Annotated in this window: 19 protein-coding genes and 1 tRNA gene; 14 read left to right on the top strand and 6 right to left on the bottom strand. The window is 62.7% G+C overall.

Features of this window, described 5'->3' with window-relative positions:
• Positions 1-2: 2 nt before the first annotated feature.
• The 3 genes from V6B08_RS15880 to V6B08_RS15870 all read right to left on the bottom strand — a co-directional run bounded on the left by V6B08_RS15880 (position 3) and on the right by V6B08_RS15870 (position 1,845).
• The gene (locus V6B08_RS15880) at positions 3-269 is read right to left on the bottom strand and encodes a GNAT family N-acetyltransferase (RefSeq protein WP_341982617.1); all 267 of its coding nucleotides are present in this window, start codon (positions 267-269) and stop codon (positions 3-5) included.
• Entirely contained in the window at positions 266-817 is a 552-nt protein-coding gene (locus V6B08_RS15875; protein WP_341982616.1) for a PAS domain-containing protein, read from the bottom strand. The genes V6B08_RS15880 and V6B08_RS15875 overlap by 4 nt, the downstream gene beginning before the upstream one ends.
• 119 nt (positions 818-936) lie before the next feature.
• A complete protein-coding gene (locus tag V6B08_RS15870; RefSeq protein WP_341982615.1) occupies positions 937-1,845 on the bottom strand; it encodes an MBL fold metallo-hydrolase in 909 nt (302 codons plus the stop codon).
• Positions 1,846-2,034: 189 nt separating this feature from the next.
• On the opposite strand from V6B08_RS15870, the gene V6B08_RS15865 reads away from it, so the two are divergent.
• From V6B08_RS15865 to V6B08_RS15825, 9 genes are all read left to right on the top strand, one after another.
• Positions 2,035-2,889, top strand: a complete 855-nt coding sequence (locus V6B08_RS15865) for a branched-chain amino acid ABC transporter permease (RefSeq protein ID WP_341982614.1) — start codon at positions 2,035-2,037, stop codon at positions 2,887-2,889.
• Between the two features lie 3 nt (positions 2,890-2,892).
• Complete coding sequence (locus tag V6B08_RS15860) at positions 2,893-3,969, top strand: branched-chain amino acid ABC transporter permease (protein WP_341982613.1); 1,077 nt, start codon at positions 2,893-2,895, stop codon at positions 3,967-3,969.
• Positions 3,966-4,724, top strand: a complete 759-nt coding sequence (locus V6B08_RS15855; RefSeq protein WP_341982612.1) for an ABC transporter ATP-binding protein — start codon at positions 3,966-3,968, stop codon at positions 4,722-4,724. Before V6B08_RS15860 ends, V6B08_RS15855 begins: the two co-directional genes overlap by 4 nt.
• A 3-nt stretch (positions 4,725-4,727) precedes the next feature.
• A complete protein-coding gene (locus V6B08_RS15850) occupies positions 4,728-5,501 on the top strand; it encodes an ABC transporter ATP-binding protein (protein WP_440588819.1) in 774 nt (257 codons plus the stop codon).
• Between the two features lie 23 nt (positions 5,502-5,524).
• Positions 5,525-7,378, top strand: coding sequence for an AMP-dependent synthetase/ligase (locus tag V6B08_RS15845; RefSeq protein ID WP_341982611.1), 1,854 nt, complete (start codon positions 5,525-5,527; stop codon positions 7,376-7,378).
• Positions 7,379-7,437: 59 nt separating this feature from the next.
• Complete coding sequence (locus V6B08_RS15840; RefSeq protein ID WP_341982610.1) at positions 7,438-8,619, top strand: ABC transporter substrate-binding protein; 1,182 nt, start codon at positions 7,438-7,440, stop codon at positions 8,617-8,619.
• Between the two features lie 163 nt (positions 8,620-8,782).
• Positions 8,783-9,970 (top strand): ABC transporter substrate-binding protein, encoded by a 1,188-nt coding sequence (locus V6B08_RS15835; RefSeq protein WP_341982609.1) that lies wholly within the window; start codon positions 8,783-8,785, stop codon positions 9,968-9,970.
• An 86-nt stretch (positions 9,971-10,056) separates the two neighbouring features.
• The gene (locus V6B08_RS15830; RefSeq protein ID WP_341982607.1) at positions 10,057-11,244 is read left to right on the top strand and encodes an ABC transporter substrate-binding protein; all 1,188 of its coding nucleotides are present in this window, start codon (positions 10,057-10,059) and stop codon (positions 11,242-11,244) included.
• A 119-nt stretch (positions 11,245-11,363) separates the two neighbouring features.
• Positions 11,364-12,266, top strand: coding sequence for a DMT family transporter (locus tag V6B08_RS15825; protein ID WP_341982605.1), 903 nt, complete (start codon positions 11,364-11,366; stop codon positions 12,264-12,266).
• On the opposite strand, the gene V6B08_RS15820 is transcribed toward V6B08_RS15825, so the two are convergent.
• Positions 12,255-12,331 (bottom strand) — tRNA-Pro (locus V6B08_RS15820). The genes V6B08_RS15825 and V6B08_RS15820 overlap by 12 nt on opposite strands.
• Positions 12,332-12,419: 88 nt before the next feature.
• Positions 12,420-13,418, bottom strand: a complete 999-nt coding sequence (locus tag V6B08_RS15815; protein ID WP_341983500.1) for a polyprenyl synthetase family protein — start codon at positions 13,416-13,418, stop codon at positions 12,420-12,422.
• A gap of 119 nt (positions 13,419-13,537) precedes the next feature.
• On the opposite strand from V6B08_RS15815, the gene V6B08_RS15810 reads away from it, so the two are divergent.
• The 5 genes from V6B08_RS15810 to ppdK all read left to right on the top strand — a co-directional run bounded on the left by V6B08_RS15810 (position 13,538) and on the right by ppdK (position 20,591).
• Positions 13,538-14,332, top strand: a complete 795-nt coding sequence (locus V6B08_RS15810; RefSeq protein ID WP_341982604.1) for a tRNA1(Val) (adenine(37)-N6)-methyltransferase — start codon at positions 13,538-13,540, stop codon at positions 14,330-14,332.
• A 45-nt stretch (positions 14,333-14,377) separates the two neighbouring features.
• Positions 14,378-14,647: a hypothetical protein gene (locus tag V6B08_RS15805; protein ID WP_341982602.1), complete on the top strand. Its 270-nt coding sequence runs from the start codon at positions 14,378-14,380 to the stop codon at positions 14,645-14,647.
• A 172-nt stretch (positions 14,648-14,819) separates the two neighbouring features.
• Positions 14,820-15,713, top strand: coding sequence for a glycine--tRNA ligase subunit alpha (locus V6B08_RS15800; protein WP_341982600.1), 894 nt, complete (start codon positions 14,820-14,822; stop codon positions 15,711-15,713).
• Positions 15,713-17,785: a glycine--tRNA ligase subunit beta gene (gene glyS, locus V6B08_RS15795; protein ID WP_341982598.1), complete on the top strand. Its 2,073-nt coding sequence runs from the start codon at positions 15,713-15,715 to the stop codon at positions 17,783-17,785. The genes V6B08_RS15800 and glyS overlap by 1 nt, the downstream gene beginning before the upstream one ends.
• 7 nt (positions 17,786-17,792) lie before the next feature.
• Positions 17,793-20,591 carry a pyruvate, phosphate dikinase gene (gene ppdK, locus V6B08_RS15790; protein WP_341982596.1) on the top strand — a complete coding sequence of 933 codons (2,799 nt, stop codon included), beginning with the start codon at positions 17,793-17,795 and terminating at the stop codon, positions 20,589-20,591.
• 71 nt (positions 20,592-20,662) lie between these two features.
• Here ppdK and V6B08_RS15785 read toward each other — a convergent pair whose 3' ends face one another.
• Positions 20,663-22,633: a glycosyltransferase gene (locus tag V6B08_RS15785; protein WP_341982594.1), complete on the bottom strand. Its 1,971-nt coding sequence runs from the start codon at positions 22,631-22,633 to the stop codon at positions 20,663-20,665.
• Positions 22,634-22,636 lie beyond the last annotated feature (3 nt).

Genomic DNA, 22,636 nt, shown 5'->3' with positions numbered 1-22,636 from the left:
TATCAGGGATGCCGCGCCATCCAGGCGCGGGCATAGGAGCAGAGCGGCACCAAAGTCGTGCCCTGCTCGGCGGCGAGCGCGACGATGCCGCGCATCAGTCGGTCGGCGGCGCCGGTGCCGCGCAAATTTACGGGCGCTTCCACATGCAGGATCAGGGTCTGGCCCTCCTGGCGGCGATAGCGGGCGAACACCGTCTGGCCATTCACGTCCAGTTCGTACTGGCTGCGGGCGGTGTTGTCGGTCACGCTATTCATGGATGCGGAACTCATGGGTGCAGGCCATCCTTATCCAGGTCGCTGAAGCAGAACACCATGTCCACATTGTCGCCATCGCTTGAGAGCGGCATCAGCACCGAACTGCTGGCATGCCATGGCATCTGGCGCATCGAACTGCCATCGGGCATGGCGCCGATGATCGGATTGTAGGTGTAAACCACGGTGCGCTTCTCGATCACAATACGGTAGTTCAGCATCACATCGTCGCCGGGGATGCCGAGATGGGCGCCCATGTAATTGCCATGCACCGGCTGGCCGGTAGGATCGCGGCCGCGCAAGGCGGCTTGGGCGGTGCCGACCAGGCGATAGCGCAGCCAGGGCGCTTCCGGCAGCACTTCGGTGAGCAGGATGCAGGGCAGCAGGTCGCGCGGCATCTGCAGTGGGTCGATATCCTGGCGCGATGGCATTAGCCGGTCGCCACGTTGCGCGTTCCAGTATTCCCACATGCGGCGGATTTTGGGCGAGCAATTGTCCAGGAAACCGAAACCCACGATGCGCGGGTATGTCGATTCACGGATCTCGTCATCAAGCGTACTGCTCACCGATCCCCTCGTGCCTAAGGTTGCCGCCATTCTGTCGGCGGTTGCCAGTTTGCCGCTACCGTAGGGTGTTGGCAATGGAAACCCGCAGCAGGCGTTAATCGGTAATCATACGGTTCTGTTTAAGCGGCGCTGTATAATGCGGTTTCGTTGGCGGCAGGCGCGGCCTTCACCCGCCCATCCGACACCATGTGAATGAGATGCGCCAGCACCGAGCGGCCGGCGGCGCCGTGCAGTTGCTTCGGCACATCGGCGTACATGCGTTCAACCATGGCCGGGATGGTCTGCGGCCCGTTGGCCAGGCAGGCCATGATCTGCGCCTCGCGCGCCTCGCGATGCTTGATCAGCCCTGTAACAAAGGCTTGCGGCGTGATGCCGGTGGTGGCCTGGCCAATCGGCGCACCGTGGGTGGGATAATAAACGGTTTCGCTGCGGGGCAGCAATTTGCGCAACGAGGCGTAATAATCCGTCATGTTGCCATCCGGCGGCGAGATCACCGTGGTTGACCAGCCCATGACATGATCGCCGGAAAACAGCGCCGCTTCCTCATGCAGCGAGAAGCAGAGGTGGTTCGAGATATGGCCCGGCGTGTGCAGTGCGGTAACGGTCCAGCTTTCGCCCTGCACCACATCGCCATCCTTGAGTATCACATCGGGGCGGTAATCATAGTCGCCGCCTTCCTCCACCATACCGCCGCCCGGTGAAACCGGATGCGGACCGAAGCCGTAGCTTGGCGCATTTGTGTGCTTTTTGAGCAGCGCGGCGCCAGGAGAATGGTCGCGGTGGGTATGGGTGATCAGGATATGGCTCACCGTCTCGCCCGGGATACTGTCCAGCAAGGCCTGGATATGCGCCGGATCATCCGGCCCGGGGTCGATCACCGCCACCTTGCCCTGGCCGATGATATAGGTGCCGGTACCGTGGAAGGTGAAAGCCGAGGGGTTCTGCGCCACCACGCGCCGCACCAGGGGGGTCAGCCGTGCGGCCTGGCCATAGGTGAAGTCCAACTGCTTCACGAAGGGGATGTTCATACCTGCGCCGCTCCCGGGAAAAATATTGACGTTACGTCACGTTACCGTGGTTCATCCGAGCCGGAAACGGATTGACCCGCCCCGCGCCCTTCCATAATGTTTCAACCTTGACGGCAAACATAAGCACAGAATCGTCAGGCGCGAAAAGCGCCGGCAAGGGAGGAGGCTAAGCTGTCTGAGATCGTTCAGTTGCTGTTGAACGGCCTGGCATCAGGTTGCATCTACGGCCTAGTCGCGCTCGGTTTCGTGCTGATTTACAAAGCCACCGAAATGGTGAATTTCGCCCAGGGCGACCTGATGATGCTGGGGGCCTTCGTCGCCTTCACCGTCATCGAGCTGATGGGCTATAATTACTGGGTCGGCTTCGTTGCCGCAGTCCTGGTGATGGCCGCATTCGGCTACCTGCTCGACGCCCTGATTCTGCGCCAGGTGATTGGCCAGCCGCAATTCGCCGTGGTGATGCTCACCATCGGCCTCGGTTTCATCTTCCGCGCCGGCGCCTCGATGACCTGGGGCACCGAAACGCGCGCCTTCGAAACGCCATTCACTGGTGGCGTCACCCGGCTTGGCGGCCTGCTGATTGCCAATGTCTCCCTTTCGATCATCGCCGGCACCGCGATCCTCTGTGCAATGCTGTTCGCCTTCTTCCGCTACACCCGTATTGGCGTGGCGATGCAGGCAGCGTCGCAGAACCAGCTCGCCGCCTACTACATGGGCATTCCGGTGAAGATGATCTTCTCGCTGATCTGGGCGATCTCGGCCGGCGTTGCCGCCGTGGCCGGCCTGCTGCTGGCGCCGGTGGCGCTGATCGATGTCACCATGGGCCTGCTCGGCCTCAAGGCTTTCGCCGCCGCCGTGCTCGGCGGCTTCGGCTCGATCCCCGGTGCGGTGATCGGTGGCATGGTGATCGGTGTCATTGAGCAGTTCTCCGGCGTCTACCTTGAAGAAGGCCTCAAGGATGTGGCGGCCTACATCGTCATCCTGCTGGTGCTGTTCCTGCGTCCGCAGGGGCTGTTCGGCAATATCGGTCGCAAGCGGGTGTAGGTCATGCGTTTCTTCTTCAAGACCGACTATAACCAGGATATCAACCTCACCCGCGACAAGGTGGACCGCTTCTGGTACGGGCTGCTTTTGCTCGTGCTGCTGCTGGCGCCTTTCGTGCTGGAGGATTTCTGGCTCGGCGAGATTTCCTACGTCTTCATCCTCTCCATCGTTGGCATCGGCCTGATGCTGCTTACCGGCTATACCGGGCAGGTGTCGCTGGGCCATGCCGCGTTTCTTGGCATCGGCGCGTACACGCATGCAGTGCTGCTGCACCACGGCGTGCCGTTCATCATCGCCATCACAGCGGCAACGCTGCTCTCGGCCTTCATCGGCATGGTGATCGGTTCGCGCGTGCTGAAGCTCACCGGCCTCTACCTCGCCATTGTCACGCTGGCCTTCGCCTTCATCATCGAGCACGTGCTGGTGAAATGGGAAAGCGTCACTGGTGGCTTCAAGGGCTTCGCGGTTTCGCGTCCAGAGTATTTCGGCGTCGCGCTGACCGACGACGTGCCGTTCTATTATCTCACCTTCTTCTGCCTGGTGCTGGCGGTGCTGGCGGCGCTGAACCTGTTGCGCTCGCCAACCGGCCGCGCCTTCATCGCCATCCGCGATTCCGAGGTTGCGGCTCAGTCGATGGGCGTCAATCTGGCGCGCTACAAGACCACGGCCTTCGCCGTCTCGGCCGGCTTCACCGGCTTCGGCGGCGCATTGTTCGGGCACAAGATCGGCTATCTCGCGCCGGATGCCTTCAACATCCTGCTCTCGATCCAGTTGCTGCTGATGGTGGTGGTGGGCGGCCTCGGCTCGATCCACGGCGCCATCTACGGCGCGGCCTTCGTGGGCGCCTTGCCGGTGCTGATCGCCATCGGCCGCGACTACCTGCCTGAAACTATTGCGCGCCAGCCGGGCCTCGAGCCCGGCCTGTTCGGCCTCATCCTGGTCTGCTTCATTCTGTTCGAGCCCTACGGCATCTATGGCCGCTGGCTCAAGCTGAAGCTCTTCTTCTCGCTGTTCCCGATGTACAAGCGGGCGACATTCAAGAAGCAGAAGTCCTACACCAAGTCGGAGCGCAACCGGTGACCTTCTTCAAAGCCGAAAACATCGCCATCAACTTCGGTGGCATCAAGGCGGTGGACGGGGTCGACTTCGAGGTCGAGCAGGGCACCGTGTTCACCATCATCGGCCCGAATGGCGCCGGCAAGACCACGGTGTTCAACCTGATCAGCCGCATCTATAACCCGACCGAGGGCCGGCTGGTATTCCAGGATCAGGACATCACCAGGCTGCCGCCGCATGATATCGCCAAGCTCGGCATCGCCCGCACCTTCCAGAATATCGAGCTGTTCGAGCATGCCACGGTGCTGCAGAACCTGCTGCTCGGTCGCCATTGCCATCGCGGCTCCAACCTGCTCACCGAATTGCTGTTCCTGCCCAGCGTGCGGAAAATGGAAGTGGCGCATCGCGAGAAGGCGGAGGAGGTGATCGACTTCCTCGACCTGCAGCAATACCGCGACACCATGATCGTGAATCTGCCTTATGGCGCGCGCAAGGTGGTGGAACTGGCCCGCGCGCTCTGCACCGAGCCGAAACTGCTGCTGCTGGACGAGCCTTCCTCGGGCCTCAACACCGAGGAAACCGAGGACATGGCCTGGTGGATCCAGGATATCCGCGACGATCTCGGTATCAGCGTGCTGATGGTGGAACACGACATGAGCCTGGTGAACGAAGTGTCGGACCGCGTTCTGGCGCTGAATTACGGCCGCGTGCTGGCCACCGGCACCGCCCGCGAGGTGCAGAGCCACCCTGAAGTGGTCAAGGCGTATCTGGGGGGCTGACACGTGGCGGAACCGATCCTCAAGCTGTTGAACATCGAGACCTATTACGGTCCGATCATGGCCATTCGCGGCGTCAGCCTGGAAGTGCCGGAAGGCTCCATTGTCACGGTCCTGGGCGCCAATGGCGCCGGCAAGACCACGATCCTCAAGACCATCTCCGGCGTCATGGACCCGCAGAAGGGTAGCGTCATCTTCGAGGGCCGCGAGATCCAGAAGATGGATCCGGACAAGGTGATGCGGCTTGGCATCGGTCATGTGCCGGAAGGCCGCGAGACCTTCCCGTTCCTCACGGTGCGCGAGAACCTGATGATGGGGGCCTATACGCGGAGCGACCGCGATGGCATCGCCAAGGATATCGATCTGGTGTTCAGCTATTTTCCGCGTCTCAAAGAGCGCGAGAGCCAGCCGGCTGGTTCGATGTCGGGTGGCGAGCAGCAGATGCTGGCGATTGGCCGCGCCCTGATGGGCCGCCCGAAGCTGCTGCTGCTGGACGAGCCCTCGCTCGGCCTGTCGCCGAAGCTGGTGAAGGAAATCTTCGAGATTGTTGTGCGCATCAACAAGGAGCAGGGCACTACTATCCTGCTCGTTGAGCAGAACGCCAATGTGGCGCTGCATACGGCGCATTTCGGCTATGTGCTCGAGGTTGGCCGCATCGTGATGGAAGATACCTGCGAGCGCCTGCTCGAGAAGGAAGACATCAAGGAATTCTACCTCGGCCAGAAGGAAGAGGGCGTGCGCGGCAAGCGCCGCTGGAAGAAACGCAAGACCTGGCGCTGAGGCTGGGAATAGGGGAGAGCGTCATGACCGCAATGAACGTGGCGATCGACAAGGACATTCTCGAAGTCATCCAGCGCGATACGATCCCGCGCTATTTCTGGCGTCGCTGCGCCGAACGTGGCGAAGCCATCGCGCTGCGCGAGAAGGATTTCGGCATCTGGAATGCCATCACCTGGCGCCAGTATGGCGAAAATGCCAAGAATACCGGCCTGGGGCTGGCTGCCCTTGGCGTGAAGCGCGGCGATGTCGTGTCGGTGATCTCGGAAGGTAACCCGCAATGGCTCTATGCCGATATGGGCACCCAGGGCATCGGCGGCGTGACGAACGGCATTTACACCACCGATTCCGCCAAGCAGGTCGAGTATATTCTCAACGACAGCCGCACCGTCGTCTATATCGCCGAGAATGAGGAACAGCTCGACAAGGCGCTGGAGGTGCGCGACCGCGTGCCGACGCTGAAGAAGATCATCGTGATCGACATGGAGGGCCTGCGCGATTTCCGCGACCCGATGGTGATCAGCTTCGATGAGCTGCTCAAGCTTGGCCAGGCCTTCGGCGAACAGCATCCCGGCTTCTGGGAAGCCGAGCTGGCCAAGGGCAAGCCCGATGACCTGGCGATCCTGATCTATACCTCAGGCACCACCGGTGCACCCAAAGGCGCCATGATCAGCCACAGCAATCTGCTGTTCCAGCTTGAGAATAGCTACAAGCTGATGGAGCAGTATCCGTCCGATGAGCAGCTTTCCTTCCTGCCGCTCTGCCATATTGCCGAGCGCGGTTTCACCGTGCTGTGGCCGCTGAAATCCGGCTCGACGGTGAATTTCGCCGAAAGCCCGGACACGGTGGCGCAGAACCTGCAGGAAGTGCAGCCGACCCTGTTCTTTGCCGTGCCGCGCCTGTGGGAGAAGTTCTTCTCCGCCATTGCCATCCGCATGAAGGATGCCACGCCGATCGGCAAATGGGCCTACAAGAACGCGCTCGGCATCGGCTACCTGATGGCCGAGACCAAGCTGGAAGGCCGCACCCCCTCGCTTGGCCTGCGCGCCGCTTTCTGGCTCGCCGATCAACTGGTGCTGAAGAACGTCAAGAGCATCATCGGCATCAAGCGCTGCCGCTGGCTTGCCACGGGCGCCGCGCCGATTTCGCCCGACCTGATCAAGTGGTATCTGGCGCTCGGCATGGACATGCGCGAAGTCTATGGCCAGACCGAGAATGTCGGCCTTGCCACGGCGCCGCAGGATAACCGCCTCAAGCTCGGCACAGTGGGCAAATGCGTGCCGAACACGGAAGTGAAGATCAGCCCCGAAGGCGAAATCCTGCTGCGCGGCCCGCATGTTTTCATGGGCTATCTCAACAATCCGACCAAAACCGCCGAGACGGTGAAGGACGGCTGGCTGCATACCGGCGATGTCGGTCTCATCGACAATGAAGGCTGGGTCAAGATCACCGACCGGATGAAGGACATCATCATCACTGCCGGCGGCAAGAACATCACACCCTCCGAGATCGAGAATCAGCTGAAATTCAGCCCCTATATCTCGGATGCGGTGGTGATCGGCGACCGCCGCAAATTCCTCACCTGCCTGATCATGATCGACCATGACAACGTGGTGAAATACGCCCAGGACCTGAACGTTCCCTTCACCAACTTCGCCTCGCTCTGCCGCACCCGCGAGGTGCAGGAGCTGATCTGGCAGGAGATCGAGAAGGTGAACAAGAATTTCGCCCGTGTGGAGACGATCAAGAAATTCCGGCTGATCGAGCAGCAGCTCACGGCCGAGGATGACGAACTGACGCCGACGATGAAGCTGAAGCGCAAGTTCGTGAATGAAAAGTACAAGGATATGATCGAGGAAATGTACCGCGGCGGCGAATAAGCCGCCTCCTTGGGGTTCAAAAAAGTCCCATAGGCCAACCTGGAGAAGGAACGACAGAGATGCGTATCAGGACTGCGATGATTGGCGGCGCCCTTGCCGCCTCGCTGGCTCTTGTGGCCGGCGCTGGCCATGCCCAGAGCGTGCGTGGCGTGAGCAAGAACGAAGTGGTGGTCGGCATGCATACCGACCTGTCTGGCCCGGCGGCGAGCTACGGCGTCACGTCGTCGAATGCCGTGCGTCTGCGCTTCGATGAAATCAATGCCCAAGGCGGCGTGCATGGCCGCAAGCTGAAGCTGATCGTGGAAGATCACCAGTATCAGGTGCCGCGTGCCGTGCAGGCCGCGAACAAGCTGATCAACCGTGACAAGATCTTCCTGATGGCCGGCGCGCTCGGCACGCCGATGAACAACGCGGTGTTCCCGGAGCAGTTCAAGGCCAACGTGCCGAACCTGTCGCCGCTCACCGCCGCGCGCTCGATGGCCGAGCCGTTCCACCCGCTGAAGTTCGTGACGCAGTCGTCCTACTACGACCACGTCCGCGTCGGCCTGAAATACATGGTGGAAAAGAAGGGCCGCAAGAAGATCTGCTCGCTCTATCAGGACACCGATTTCGGCAAGGAAATCTTCGACGCCGTGCAGGATCAGGCCAAGGCCATGAACATGCCGGTGCTGGAGACCGCCACGAACAAGCCGACCGACACCGACTTCACCGCCCAGATCACCAAGCTGCGCTCGGCGGGTTGCGACGTCATCGGCCTCGGCTCGATCGTGCGTGACGCCATCCTGCCCTATGGCACGGCCCGCAAGATGGGCTGGATGGATGTCGATTTCGTTGCCCAGTCGGCCAGCTTCGACCAGATCGTGGCTTCCGCTCCGGGCGGTGCCACCGAAGGCCTCTATGTTGGCGCCGGCACCATGATGCCGTACCGCGACACCGCCAGCCCGGTGGTTGCGGCCTGGTGGGATGCCTACAAGGCGAAGTACGGCGCTGACCCGAATATCGGCGCGGTTTATGGCCAGGTCATCGCCGACCTGATCATCCAGGCGCTGGACAAGGCCGGCAAGGATCTGACCACCGAGAAGTTCCTGGCGGGTCTGGAATCGATCGAAGGCTACCGCGATATTTTCGGCGGCCCGGTGATCAGCTTCTCCAAGACCAAGCACCAGGGTTCCAACTCGGCCTTCCTGTTCCAGGTCAAGTCGGGCCGCTTCACCATGGTGGATGGTCCGTTGACCTACTAATTTCGCGCCGGTTTCCGGTGTGAAAGGCGCCCGCGGGGAAACCCGCGGGCGTTTTCTTTTCGCATATGCGAGATTGCGGGACGCAGAAAAATAAGGACTGGCGCGGGTTTCTGGCTCCGCTACTATCCTCCCAATAAGAATTATAAAACCGGGAGGAGAGCACATGAGCAGGGTGACGTATGTCGGGCTGGCTGCAGTGGTGGCTTTGTCCGTTCCTTTCGCGGCCGCGGCGCAAAGCGCCAAGGTCCGCGGTGTCAGCAAGAATGAAATCGTGATCGGCATGCATACGGACCTTTCCGGTCCGGCCGCCAGCTATGGCGTGCATTCCTCGAATGCCATGCGGATGCGCATCGACGAGGTGAACGAAGCCGGCGGCATCTATGGCCGCAAGCTGAAGCTGATCGTCGAGGATAATCAGTATCAGGTGCCGCGCGCCGTGCAGGCCGTGAACAAGCTGATCAACCGCGACAACATCTTCCTGATGGCCGGTGCGCTCGGCACGCCGATGAACAATGCGGTGATGGCGGATCAGCTCAAGGCCAATGTGCCGAACATGTTCCCGCTCACTGCGGCGCGGCAGATGTACACGCCGATGCATCCGATGAAGTTCGCCGCCGGTTCGTCCTACTACGACCAGGTCCGTGCCGGCATCAAGTGGATGGTGGAGAAGAAGGGCAAAAAGAAGGTCTGCACGCTCTACCAGGATACCGATTTCGGCAAGGAAATCTTCGAGGCGGCGCGCGACCAGACCCAGGCGATGAAGATCGCCCTGGTGGAAACCGCCACCAACAAGCCGGCCGATACCGACTTCACGGCGCAGATCACCAAGCTGCGTTCCGCTGGTTGCGACCTTATCGCGTCGGGCTCCATCGTGCGCGACGCCATCGTGCCCTATGGCACGGCGCGCAAGATGGGCTGGATGGATGTGGATTTCATCGGCCAGTCGGCCTCCTATGACCAGATCGTCGCCTCGGCGCCGGGCGGTGCCACGGAAGGCTTCTACACCATGGCGGGCACCATCCTGCCGTATCGCGATACGGCGCCGCCGCAGCTCGCGGCCTGGATGGACAAGTACAAGGCCAAGTACAATGCCGATGTGAATATCGGCGCCGTCTACGGTTATTCGCTGATGGACATGATCGTCCAGGGTATCGACCGTGCCGGTAAGGACCCGACGATGGACAAGTTCATCGCCGGTATGGAATCGATCAAGGGCTATCGCGATATCTTCGGCGGCCCGGTGGTCAATTTTGGCCCGGACAAGCGCCAGGGTTCGGATGAGGCTTTCCTGTTCCAGGTACAGAAAGGCCGCTTCGTGCTGATCGATGGCCCCGTGAATTACGGCTCCTGAGCCCGAGACCAGCGGCCGGCGGCAAAACCGCCGGCCGTTTTTTGTTTCCGCGTAACACAAAACAAAAAGACGACCAGGGAGGTCTCATGTCCGCTACCCGCGTTCGTATCGCGGCCACCATGCTGTGCGGTGCCGCCATCGTCACATTCACCGCTGCGCCGGCGCAATCCCAGGGCAAGGGCCAAGGCATCACCAAGACCGAGATCATCATCGGTACCCATACCGATCTTTCCGGCGTGGCTGCGGCTTTCGGGGTGCATTCCTCCAATGCGGCACGCATGCGCTTCGATGAGGTGAATGCGGCCGGCGGCATCCATGGCCGCAAGATCCGCTATGTCATCGAGGACAGCCAGTATCAGGTGCCGCGCGCGGTGCAGGCGGCGAACAAGCTGTTGAACCGCGACAAGGCGATGCTGCTGCTGCTTGGCGCCGGCACGCCGATGAACAATGCGGTGATCCCGGATGCCATCAAGCTCGGTGTGCCGAACATGTTTCCGCTATCCTGGGCGCGGCAGCTTTACGAGCCGTTCCATCCGTTGAAATGGGCTGCCGGCGCCTCCTACTACGCCCAGATGCGTGGCGCGGTGAAGTATTTCGTCGAGCAGAAGGGCAAGAAGAATATCTGCGCGCTATACCAGGACACCGATTATGGCCGCGAGATTTTCGAGGGCGCGCGGGATCAGACCCAGGCGATGAATATTAAGCTGGTGGAAACCGCCACGCACAAACCCACCGATACGGATTTCACCGCACAGCTTACTCGCCTGCGCGCGGCAAATTGCGATCTGATCGTGCTGGGCGCCATCATCCGCGATTCCATCGGCGCGCCGTCCACGGCCAAGAAGATGGGCTGGAATGTCGATATGGTGGGCAGCACCGCCACCTTCGATCTTAACGTCTCGAGTGCGCCGGGCGGTGCCACGGAGGGCCTCTACACCATGACGCAGATCGAGGCGCCGTATCGTGACTCGCCCAATCCGGCGATCCGGCAATGGGTCGAGCGCTATCATGCCAAGTTCAATACCGATCCGAACCCGGCGGCGCAGTTCTCCTATGTTGCGGCCGATCTAGTTGTCATGGGGCTCGATCGCGCCGGCAAGGACCTCACTACCGAGGGTTTCCTCAAGGCCATGGAATCGATCCAGGGCTATGCGGATATCTTCGGCGGCCCGGTGATGACGTTTGGCGCCGGCAAGCGCCATGGCACGGATTCCGTGTTCATGGTGCAGGTGAAGAGCGGTCGCTGGGTACGTGTCACGGATTCACTGAGCTGATGATTTCTTGAACTGAAGCTCGGCCCCGCGAGGGGTGCAAATCCTGGCCCGGCATGGCAAAACCATGCCGGGCTTTTTCTTCACGGTATCGCAGCATGTCTTCGGCCATATCTCCGGTCATGTCCCAGGAACGCCAGACGGCGATCGGCATCGGCTACATGGTGATGGCGGCGGCAGTATTCGGCGTCATGGATGCGCTGGTGAAGTGGCTGGCCGGCAGCTATCCCACGGCGCAGATCATGTTCTGCCGCAGTTTCTTCGCCTTTCCGCCGATCCTGTTCATGCTCTGGCGCAATGGCGGCGGCATTGCTTCGTTGCATACCAGGCGGCTGGCCGGCCACGGCATCCGTTCGATCTATGGCTGCCTGGCGATGCTGTGCTTCTTCTATTCCTACCGCACGCTGCCGCTGGCCGATGTCACCGCGATTTCCTTCTCGGCGCCGATCTTCGTAGCCGTGCTCTCGGTCTGGCTGCTGAAGGAAAAGGTCGGGCCGCACCGCTGGTCGGCCATTCTGGTCGGCTTCCTCGGCATGCTGGTGATCCTGCGGCCTGGCCAGGGCGAGGGTGGTATTCCCGCCGCTTCGCTGCTCGTGGTGCTGGCCACCTTCTTCTATTCGATGGCGCTGATCCAGATCCGCAAGCTCACCGCCACCGAGAACTCGGTGACCACGGCTTTCTACTTTACCGGCTTCTGCACCATCTATACCGGCCTGCTGATGCCATGGTTCTGGGTGGCGCCCACGGCTGCCGACTGGCCGTTGCTGATCGGCGTCGGCCTGCTCGGCGGCCTGGCGCAGCTATTCATGACCCGCGCCTTCTCATTGGCGGCGGCATCCATCGTGGCGCCGTTCGACTATACCCACCTGCTGTGGTCGGTGCTGCTCGGCTGGTATCTGTTCGGGGATTTTCCCGATATGTGGACCTGGGCTGGCGCCGCAATCGTGATCGCCAGCGGTCTCTACATTCTCTATCGGGAGACTGTTCGGAAACGCGTGGTTCCGGCAACCGCCTGGTCGGAGTGAGAGGATTCGAACCTCCGGCCCCTAGCTCCCGAAGCTAGTGCTCTACCAGGCTGAGCTACACTCCGTCCGGCGGTTGCGGGCGTTTGTATAGCGCCTAGCCGCCCCCGGTTCAAGCGGTGGCCGGGGGAAATCGCGGCAGTCCTGTTACAGGGGTTAAAGCGCTCTGTGGATTGCGAAATCCACCGCCTCGGCGAGAGCGTCGCGCATCGCGCCGGGCTTGAAGCCGGCAAGTTGAGCCTTGGCCTGGGCGCCATAGCGGCGGGCACGTTCCAGGGTCTCGGCCAGGGCGCCGTGCTGGCGCATCAGGCGCAAAGCCTCGGCGAAATCCTCCGGCGTCTGCTGCTCCGGGGTCTCGATCACCCGGCGCCAGAAAGCGCGCTCAGCCTCCGAGCCGCGGTTGAAGGCCAGCACGACGGGCAGGGTCACCTTGCCTTCGCGGAAATCATCGCCGGTATTCTTGCCCAGGGTGGCGCCGTCGGAAGCGTAATCCAGGGCGTCGTCGATGAGCTGGAAAGCGATGCCGAGATCGCGGCCATAGGCATCCATCGCCTCGGCCTCGGCCAACGGCCGGTCCGCCACCACGGCGCCAACGCGGCAGGCGGCGGCGAACAGGGCCGCCGTCTTGCTCTCGATCACCTTGAGGTAATCGGCTTCGGTGGAATCCATGTCATTGGCGGTCATCAGCTGCAGCACTTCGCCCTCGGCAATCACGGCGGAGGCGCCGGCCAGGATGCGCAGCACCTCCAGCGAGCCGGATTCCACCATGAGCTGGAAGGCGCGGCTGAACAGGAAATCGCCCACCAGCACGGAGGCCTGGTTGCCCCACACCACATTGGCGGTTTCAGCACCACGGCGGCGCTCGGATTCGTCCACCACATCGTCATGCAGCAGCGTGGCGGTATGGATGAATTCGACGCAGGCGGCGAGCAGGATCTGTTTATCCCCCTCGTAACCGCAGAGCTTGGCGGCGCCGAGCGTCAGCAGCGGGCGGATACGCTTGCCGCCGGATGCGATCAGGTGGTGCGCCAGTTGCGGAATCAACTGCACATCGCTCTGCATGCGGGCGATGATCTCGCGGTTGCATGCGTCCATCTCGGCCGCGACAAGGCGGCGCAGCGGCTCTATGCTGGGGGTGCCGCCGGGGCTCGGCATGATGATCGGGGCCGGTTGCGACACTGGGGCAATTCCTGTGGCAAGACTGAAAACGCGTTTGTCGGAGCATAGTTGGCATGCTCTCGTGGTCAAGCGCCGGGCGCTGCACGAGGCTGTGTGTGACTGACCGGGAATCGGCCGATTTCGCCCAGGATACCACCCTGGATGCGCTGCTGGGCGGCCGGGTGCAGCTTAAGCAGCCGCGCAAGGGCCAGCGGGCCAGCGCCGATGCGGTGATGCTGGCGGCCGCCGTGCCGGCGCGGCGCGGCCAGCGGGTGCTGGAACTGGGCTGCGGCACCGGGGTGGCCATGCTCTGCCTCGCCGCCCGGGTGCCGGGGCTCGAGGTGGATGGCATTGAATTGCAGCCGGGCCTGGTGGCGCTGGCACAAGGCAATATCGCCGCCAATGGCCAGGAGCAGCGGCTGCGGGCCTTTGCCGGCGACCTGCGCGAGCGCAAAAGCTTAGGACCGGGGGTGGCGCCAAACAGCTACGATCAGGTTTTCGCCAATCCGCCCTATTTCGACCCGGCTCGCCACCGGGTGGCGACGGATCCCGGCCGCGCCCTGGCCCGCCATGGGGGGGTAAAGGGGGATTTAGCCGCCGGGGCCGATGCCACCGCCTGGATCGGCGCCATGCTGCGCTATTGCCGGCCCGGCGGACGGCTCACCTTGATCCAGCGGGTGGAACAATTGGGTGCCCTGCTGGCCGCGCTGGAGCCAAAAGCCGGTGGCATCGAGGTGATTCCGCTGCATTCCAAGCCCGGCCAGGCAGCGAAACGGCTGATCCTGCGCGCCGTGAAGGGTGGCAAGGCGCCGCTCACTTTGCGGCCCGGCCTGGTGCTGCACCGCCCGGATGGCGGCTATTTCCCGGAAATCGATGCCGTATTGCGCGACGGCGCGGCACTGCCCATATAGAATGGCTGAATGGAATGGCGAAACAGGGCCGGATGACCCGACACGATGCTTAAATACCTGCTGCTGATCGGCGTGATCGCCGCAGCCTATTATGGCTACCGCTATTACAACCGCCTGGAAGAGGCAAAGCTGAAGGCTGCCGAAGAGGCCAAGCTGCGCGAGCAGGCGAAGCCTCCGGCGGAGGCCCCGAGGCCGAGTCAGGCAGCCGAAATGGGCGGTGAGGACATGGTTGCCTGTCCCGGCTGCGGCACCTACCGGCCGGTCGGTGTCACCACGCCCTGCGAGACGCCTGGCTGTCCCACAACGCGGGCCTGAATCACGGCGGGCCGTGATTCACACGCTGGCCTGAACGCGCTGCGACTCGGGCGGCGTGAAAAACCTATTCCGCAGTGCAAAAATGCAGTTCTGGCGGGCGCTTGACCGGGGGCGGCACGGCCTTTAAGGTCCGCCCGATTTTCCGTCACCCCTGGCACGGATCGGCAGCATAATGGCGCCCACCGGACAGCCCGTATCACACGCTTTCCAGGACCTGATTCTTGCGCTGCAAGGCTATTGGGCGCGTCAGGGCTGCACGATTCTGCAGCCCTACGACATGGAAGTCGGCGCCGGCACCTTCCATCCCGCCACCACGTTGCGCGCATTGGGTCCTGAACCGTGGAACGCGGCCTATGTGCAGCCCTCGCGCCGCCCCAAGGATGGCCGCTACGGCGAGAACCCGAACCGCCTGCAGCATTACTATCAGTTCCAGGTGATCCTGAAGCCGAGCCCGGCGAATGTGCTCGACCTTTATCTCGACTCGTTGGCCGTACTCGGCATCGACCACAAGCGCCATGACATCCGTTTTGTGGAAGACGATTGGGAAAGCCCGACGCTTGGCGCCTGGGGCCTGGGCTGGGAAGTCTGGTGCGATGGCATGGAGGTGACGCAGTTCACCTATTTCCAGCAGGTCGGCGGCTACGACTGTTCGCCGGTTTCCGCCGAGATCACCTACGGGCTTGAGCGCCTGGCGATGTATATCCAGGGCAAGGATCGCGTCTACGATCTGGATTTCAACGGCCGTGGTGTCAGCTATGGCGATGTGTTCCTGCAGGCCGAACAGGAATTCTCCGCCTACAATTTCGAACACGCCGATACCGAGCAGCTATTCCGCCGCTTCAACGATGTGGAAGCCGAGTGCAACCGGCTGGTCGCAGTCGGCCTGGCGCTGCCGGCCTACGACCAGTGCATGAAAGCCAGCCACACCTTCAATCTGCTGGATGCGCGCGGCGTTATCAGCGTCACCGAGCGCGCCGCCTATATCGGCCGTGTGCGGGCGCTAGCCAAGGCCTGCTGCACCCAATGGCTGCGTTCGCGCGGCCATCTGCCGGAAGGAACGCCGTGATGCTCGGCGAATTGCTGCTCGAGCTACATAGCGAGGAAATTCCGGCACGGATGCAGCAGCGTGCTGCCGAGGATCTGCAGCGCCTGGTCAGCGATGGCCTGCGCCAGGCCAGCCTGGGCTTCACCGAAGCCACCGCCTATTGCACGCCGCGCCGTCTGGCGCTGGTGGTGAAGGGCCTGCCGCGCGCCCAGTCCGATATTCGTGAAGAGAAGAAGGGGCCGCGCGTCGGCTCGCCGGATCAGGCCGTGCAGGGGTTCCTGCGTTCGGCCGGGCTCACCAGCCTGGAGCAGTGCGAGAAGCGCGATACCGGCAAGGGCGAATTCTGGTTCGCGGTGATCGAGAAGCAGGGCCGTGCCACTGCCGAAGTGCTGCAGGAATTGCTGCCCACGGCACTGGCTGCGCTGCCCTGGCCGAAATCGATGCGCTGGGCCGATCACTCCTTGCGCTGGGTGCGCCCGCTGCACAGCATCCTCTGCCTGTTCGAAGGCCAGGTGGTGCCGTTCAGCTTCGGCCATCTCAAGGCCGGCGACAGCACCCATGGCCACCGCTTCATGGCGCCGAAGCGCCTGGTGGTGCGCGATGCCGCCGATTGGCTGCGCAGCCTGCGCGGCGCCTATGTCGAGCCGGATTTCAATGCCCGCCGTGAATTGATCCTCAAGGATGCGGCCTTCGCTGCCGGCAACGAGAAGCTCACCCTGGTTGACGATCCGGGCCTGGCCGATGAAGTCGCGGGCCTGGTGGAGCAGCCGGTGGTGCTGCTCGGCGCAATCCCGCAGGCCTTCATGGATGTGCCGCGCGAAGTGCTGACCACGGCGATGCGCACGCATCAGAAGTATTTCTCGCTGAACGATGCCGAGGGCCGGCTGGCGCCGCGCTTTGTCATCGTTGCCAACACGTTGACCAACGATGGTGGCAAGCAGGTCGTCGCCGGCAACGAGCGCGTGCTCGCCGCGCGCCTTTCGGATGCCAAGTTCTTCTGGGACCAGGACCGCAAGCAGCGCCTTGATGCCCGCCTGCCGGGCCTCAAGGACATCGTGTTCCATGCCAAGCTCGGCACGCTGGCCGAGAAGTCGGCGCGTATCGAGCGCCTGGCCTTCGAGATTGCCGGCCTGGTCGGCGCCGATACCAAGCAGGCCCGCCGTGGCGCAGAGCTTGCCAAGGCCGATCTGCTCACCGGCCTGGTCGGTGAATTCCCCGAATTGCAGGGCATCATGGGCCGCTATTATGCGCGCCATGACGGCGAGTCCGATGCGGTGGCGGAAGCCATCGCGCAGCATTACTCGCCGCAGGGCCCGACCGACCGCTGCCCCTCGGATCCGGTGGCGGTGAGCGTCGCGCTGGCCGACAAGATCGACATTCTTACCGGCTTCTTCGCCATCGACGAGAAGCCGACCGGTTCCAAGGATCCTTATGCGCTGCGCCGTGCCGCGCTGGGCGTTATCCGTATCATCCTGGAAAACAAGCTCAGCATCGCGCTGAAGCCGCTATTCGCCTCGGCGCTGTCGCTGCATTCGGCCAAGGCCGATGCGGGCCGCGATGTGCCGGATGAATTGCTGCGCTTCTTCGTCGACCGCCTCAAGGTGTTCCTGCGCGAGAAGGGCGTGCGGCATGATGTGATCAGCGCCGTGTTCGCCATTGGCGGCGATGATGACCTGCTGCGCGTGGTGGCCAAGGCCGAGGCGCTGGGTGCCTTCCTGGCCTCCCAGGATGGTGGCAACCTGCTGACCGCCTATCGCCGCGCCAATAACATTGTCCGCGCCGAGCTGAAAAAGACGCCGGACCTGCCGCTCAGCGATGTGGCGGAAGGTTTCCTCAGCCAGATCGAAGAGAAGGCGCTGGCCGCCTGCCTGGCCGAGATCGGCCGCGCCGAGGGCGCTGGTGCCACTGATGCTGTCGGCTTCGCCAAGTATCTCGCCGCGCTGGCCCTGATGCGCCAGCCGGTGGATGCCTTCTTCGAGCGCGTCACCGTCAATGCCGAAGACGCGGCCCTGCGCCGCAACCGCTTAAGCCTGCTTGCCGCTGTCGCCGGCAGCATGGATCGTATCGCCGACTTTTCGCAAATCGAGGGATGATTTCGTCATGGCTAAGCCCAAGACCAAGTCGAAAACCGTGAAGAAGACCGTAGCCAAGAAAGTCGTGGCCAAGAAGGCTGCGCCGAAGAAGGTTGCGGCCAAGAAGGTCGCTGCGCCGAAGGCCGCGACGAAGGGCAAGCTGGTCTATTCCTTCGGCGATGGCCGCGCCGATGGCCGTTCCGAGATGCGCGAGCTGCTGGGCGGCAAGGGCGCCAATCTCGCCGAGATGAGCAATCTCGGCCTGCCGGTGCCGCCGGGCTTCACCATCACCACCGAAGTCTGCACCGCCTTCTACAAGAATGGCCGCAAGTATCCGGCCGAGCTGAAGGCCCAGGTGGATACCGCCCTGGCGCGGATCGAAAAGCTGGTTGGCGCCAAGTTCGGCGATTCCGTGATGCCGCTGCTGGTCTCGGTGCGCTCGGGCGCCCGTGCCTCGATGCCGGGCATGATGGATACGGTGCTGAATCTCGGCCTCAACGACACCACGGTGCAGGCGCTGGCCAAGCAGTCGGGCAACGAGCGTTTCGCCTGGGACAGCTACCGCCGCTTCATCCAGATGTATTCCAACGTGGTGCTGGATGTCGGCCACGAGCATTTCGAGGAACTGCTCGAAATGCACAAGGAAGACAAGGGCCTCACGCTCGATACCGAATTGACCGCCGAGGATTGGAAGACGCTGGTTGTCGCCTACAAGGCCAAGGTGAAGGAAGAACTGGGCAAGCCCTTCCCGCAGGATGTGCGCGACCAGCTCTGGGGCGCCATCGGTGCCGTGTTCTCAAGCTGGATGAATAACCGCGCCATCACCTACCGCACGCTGAACCATATCCCGGAAAGCTGGGGTACGGCGGTGAACGTGCAGGCCATGGTGTTCGGCAATATGGGCGACACCTCCTGCACCGGTGTCGCCTTCACCCGTGATCCCTCCACCGGTGAGAAGGCCTTCTACGGCGAATACCTGATCAATGCCCAGGGTGAGGACGTGGTGGCGGGTATCCGCACGCCGCAGCAGCTCACCAAGGTGGCGCGCCTCAAGGTCGGCAACGACATGCCGTCCATGCAGGAAACCATGCCGGGCACCTTCAAGCAGCTCACGGACGTGTTCCAGAAGCTCGAGAAGCATTACCGCGACATGCAGGATATCGAGTTCACCGTGCAGCAGGGCAAGCTGTGGATGCTGCAGACCCGTTCGGGCAAGCGCACCGCCAAGGCCGCGCTGAAGATCGCGGTGGACATGGTGAAGGAAAAGCTGATCAGCCAGGCTGAGGCGGTCACCCGCATCGATCCGGCTTCGCTGGACCAGTTGCTGCACCCGACGCCGGATCCGAAGGCGCCGCGCACCGTGATCGCCAAGGGCCTGGCTGCGTCGCCGGGCGCCGCCGCCGGCAAGGTGGTGTTCAATGCCGATGAGGCCGAGAAGCTGGCTGCTTCGGGCGAAGCCGTCATCCTGGTGCGCATCGAGACGTCGCCGGAAGACATTCACGGCATGCATGCCGCCAAGGGCATTCTGACGGCGCGCGGCGGCACCACCAGCCACGCCGCCGTGGTGGCGCGCGGCATGGGCCGGCCCTGCGTCTCGGGTGCCGGTGCGCTGCGCATCGACTATGCCGCCAACCGCATGACGGTGAGCGGCACTGTGGTGAACAAGGGCGATATCATCACCATCGACGGTTCCACCGGCGAAGTGATCCTCGGCCTGGTGCCGACCATCGAGCCGGCTTTGTCTGGCGATTTTGCCACCCTGATGAGCTGGGCCGACAAGCTGCGCCGCCTCAAGGTGCGCACCAATGCCGAGACTCCGGCGGATGCCGCCGCCGCTGTCAAGTTTGGCTGCGAGGGTATTGGTCTCTGCCGCACCGAGCATATGTTCTTCGATGCCGACCGTATCACGGCGGTGCGCGAGATGATCCTCGCTGCCGATGTGGAGGGCCGCAAGAAGGCGCTGGCCAAGCTGCTGCCGGTGCAGCGCGGCGACTTCGTGAAGTTGTTCAAGATCATGGCCGGCCGCCCGGTGACGATCCGCCTGCTTGATCCGCCGCTGCATGAATTCCTGCCCCATACCGATGCCGATTTCGCCGCCGTGGCGAAGGCTTCGGGCCTCTCGGCCGATGCCCTGCGCGAGCGCGCCAAGGCGCTGCATGAGACCAACCCGATGCTCGGCCATCGCGGCTGCCGCCTCGGCATTTCCTTCCCGGAAATCTACGAGATGCAGGCGCGGGCCATTTTCGAGGCCGCTGTCGAAGCCTCGAAGAACGGCAAGGCAGTGGAGCCTGAGGTGATGATCCCGCTGGTTGCCACCAAGGTGGAAATCGACGTGCTGAAGCGCCGTGTGGATGCGGTGGCTGCCGCCGTCACCAAGGAAACCGGCAAGAAGCTGAAGTATCTGGTCGGCACCATGATCGAACTGCCGCGTGCCGCTCTGCGCGCCGCCGAGATCGCCGAGCATGCCGAATTCTTCTCCTTCGGCACCAACGACCTGACCCAGACCACGCTGGGCATCAGCCGCGATGACTCGGCCCTGTTCATGGAAGACTATCTCAAGGCCGGCATCTTCGAGCGCGATCCGTTCGTCAGCATCGACCAGTCGGGTGTCGGCGAACTGGTGCGTACTGCTGTCGAGCGTGGCCGCAAGGCCCGCCCGGGCATCAAGCTCGGCATCTGCGGCGAGCATGGCGGCGACCCGTCCTCTGTGCGCTTCTTCCACAAGGCCGGCCTCGACTACGTGTCCTGCTCGCCCTATCGCGTGCCCATTGCCCGCCTCGCGGCGGCGCAGGCTGCGATCTCGGAAGAGAAGGCCAGCGAAGCCTGAGGCTTCCTCGAGCTTTGATCTGACAGGCGGCGCCGGAGCAATCCGGCGCCGTTTTTCGTGGTGGCGCCGATTTAGCGTTCCAAGCCGAAGGCGTTGCGGAACACGCCTTTAAGCGCCGTGGCGATGTTGGCGCGGCGGGCGACACTGTCATAGGGGCCGGTATAGAGCTTGGTGACGATGCTGGCGCGCTGTTCCTCGGAATCGAAGCGCAGATGCACATGCTTGCCGCCAGCATCGGTCACCTGCGCCGAAAGTGCCGGGCAGTCACTGGTTTCCAGCGTCACGGCTTCGTCGCGCAGCTTGGTTGCCTGGTTCGGGTCCATGATCAGCCGCGCGCCGGATACAGACATGTCGGCAAGGTTTGCAGTCAGGCTGCCGCCGCGCCAGTTGATCCGCACCGTCTCGTCGATCAGGAAACGCTCCTCGCGGCGCATGCGCGGGCGTTCGATTGCCAGCAGCATCACCAGTGACAGGATCAGCAGGTTCCAGCAGCTCCAGAACACATACAGCGTCGGGTCGCCGCCATCGGGCAAAAGGCCGTCGATCAGATGGCTGTGGAAGGCCAGCACCGCCACCGCGGTCAGCACGAACAGGGTGCCGGCCTCGAGGAAGACCGGCCAGTTGACCTGGATGCTGGTGGAAAGCAGGCCTTTGCCGGTAACGCGGAAAGGCTGCACTTTGCGGAACAGCAGGGCCGACCATACCGAGGGAGCGACGCGCGAGGCGCAGATGAATTCAGTGAGATCGGTGAGAATTGGCACGATACGGCCCGATGACACCCACACGAACAGTGCTGTGGAGGAGAAGAAGGCCGGGATGAAATGATAGGTATAGGGCGCCAGCTCGGCACGCAGGATCGAGATGCCGCCATACCAGTAGAGCAGGGGGGCGAATAACGAGAACAGGCAGAAGGTCGGCAAGCTCAGCCAGTAATTCGCGGTCTCGAGAAACAGCAGACGTTGCAACGGCTTCAGGTTGTTGCGCCCGAACGGGCCAACCTGCACGAACAGCGACTGGATGGCGCCGATGCCCCAGCGGCTGCGCTGCTTGATGTATTCGTTGATCGTCTCTGGTGCCAGGCCGGTGGACAGCTTCTCATTGAGATAGCGCGAGATATAGCCGGTATCGATCAGCTTGAAGCTGAGCAGGATATCCTCGGTGATGGTCTCGGTGGGGTAGCCGCCGACGGCCTCAATGGCGGCGCGGCGAGCCACGAAGGAAGTGCCGCAACAATAGGATACATCCCAGCCGTCTTTCGCCGGCTGCAGCGTATCGAAGAAGAAGCGCTGCTCATCGACCCAGCTTTCCGACAGCATGAAATTATGCTGCAGCATGTTCGGGTTGAAGAAGAATTGCGGTGTCTGTACCAGGGCTACGCGCTGGTCGTCGAAGAAGCCGATGGTACGGCGCAGGAAATTTCGCTTCGGCACGAAATCGGCGTCCAGCACCATGATGAAGGGAGCGCCGGTTTCCTGCTTCGAGATAGTCAGGGCGTTATTCAGGTTGCCAGCCTTGGCCCCCTTGTTGTCTGGTCGCCGCAGGTAGCGCACGCCGATCTCGGCGCATTTTTCCTGCAGCCAGTCGCGCCGCGTGTCATCCAGCACCCAGACCTTGAAATGCGGATAATCCAGCGCCTTGGCACCGAGGATGCTGCGTTCCAGCACTTCCCAGGATTCGTTATAGGTGGGGATGAATACATCCACCGCCGGCAGATCGGTGCGGCGGTGGCTTTCGATTTCGTTGCGTTCGGCCTGTGGGCGGTTGTCGCGGTGGCGCCAGAAGGTCAGCAGGCACATATAGGTGCTGAAGGCCAGCATCAGTTCCAGGCCGAGGAACAGCAGGCCGAAGATGAAATCCAGCGGCTTTTCGATCTCCGGGATGGTGTCTTCGATGCGCCACCAGAAATACCGGATCGACAGTGCCAGCACGAGCAGGATCAAGGCGCGGCGCACCAGCAGATTGTTCGGCGAGATCGCCGGCAGCAACAGCAGCAGGGCGGCGAGGAACGCCGCGCCAGGAATCCAGGCGATCCAGTCCTGCATCGG

The organism is Ferrovibrio sp. MS7 (assembly GCF_038404985.1).
Classification (GTDB): domain Bacteria; phylum Pseudomonadota; class Alphaproteobacteria; order Ferrovibrionales; family Ferrovibrionaceae; genus Ferrovibrio; species Ferrovibrio plantarum.
The sequence above is the reverse complement of the archived record's forward strand: the minus strand, read 5'-3'. Positions and strand labels throughout refer to the sequence as shown.

What these genes read in the sequence shown, in the direction of transcription:
- V6B08_RS15880 (WP_341982617.1), bottom strand. Translation starts at nt 269, where the DNA reads ATGAGTTCCGCATCCATGAATAGCGTGACCGACAACACCGCCCGCAGC.
- V6B08_RS15870 (WP_341982615.1), bottom strand. Translation starts at nt 1,845, where the DNA reads ATGAACATCCCCTTCGTGAAGCAGTTGGACTTCACCTATGGCCAGGCC.
- V6B08_RS15860 (WP_341982613.1), top strand. Translation starts at nt 2,893, where the DNA reads ATGCGTTTCTTCTTCAAGACCGACTATAACCAGGATATCAACCTCACC.
- V6B08_RS15845 (WP_341982611.1), top strand. Translation starts at nt 5,525, where the DNA reads ATGACCGCAATGAACGTGGCGATCGACAAGGACATTCTCGAAGTCATC.
- V6B08_RS15840 (WP_341982610.1), top strand. Translation starts at nt 7,438, where the DNA reads ATGCGTATCAGGACTGCGATGATTGGCGGCGCCCTTGCCGCCTCGCTG.
- V6B08_RS15835 (WP_341982609.1), top strand. Translation starts at nt 8,783, where the DNA reads ATGAGCAGGGTGACGTATGTCGGGCTGGCTGCAGTGGTGGCTTTGTCC.
- V6B08_RS15830 (WP_341982607.1), top strand. Translation starts at nt 10,057, where the DNA reads ATGTCCGCTACCCGCGTTCGTATCGCGGCCACCATGCTGTGCGGTGCC.
- V6B08_RS15825 (WP_341982605.1), top strand. Translation starts at nt 11,364, where the DNA reads ATGTCCCAGGAACGCCAGACGGCGATCGGCATCGGCTACATGGTGATG.
- V6B08_RS15815 (WP_341983500.1), bottom strand. Translation starts at nt 13,418, where the DNA reads ATGCCGAGCCCCGGCGGCACCCCCAGCATAGAGCCGCTGCGCCGCCTT.
- V6B08_RS15805 (WP_341982602.1), top strand. Translation starts at nt 14,378, where the DNA reads ATGCTTAAATACCTGCTGCTGATCGGCGTGATCGCCGCAGCCTATTAT.
- V6B08_RS15800 (WP_341982600.1), top strand. Translation starts at nt 14,820, where the DNA reads ATGGCGCCCACCGGACAGCCCGTATCACACGCTTTCCAGGACCTGATT.
- glyS (WP_341982598.1), top strand. Translation starts at nt 15,713, where the DNA reads ATGCTCGGCGAATTGCTGCTCGAGCTACATAGCGAGGAAATTCCGGCA.
- ppdK (WP_341982596.1), top strand. Translation starts at nt 17,793, where the DNA reads ATGGCTAAGCCCAAGACCAAGTCGAAAACCGTGAAGAAGACCGTAGCC.
- V6B08_RS15785 (WP_341982594.1), bottom strand. Translation starts at nt 22,633, where the DNA reads ATGCAGGACTGGATCGCCTGGATTCCTGGCGCGGCGTTCCTCGCCGCC.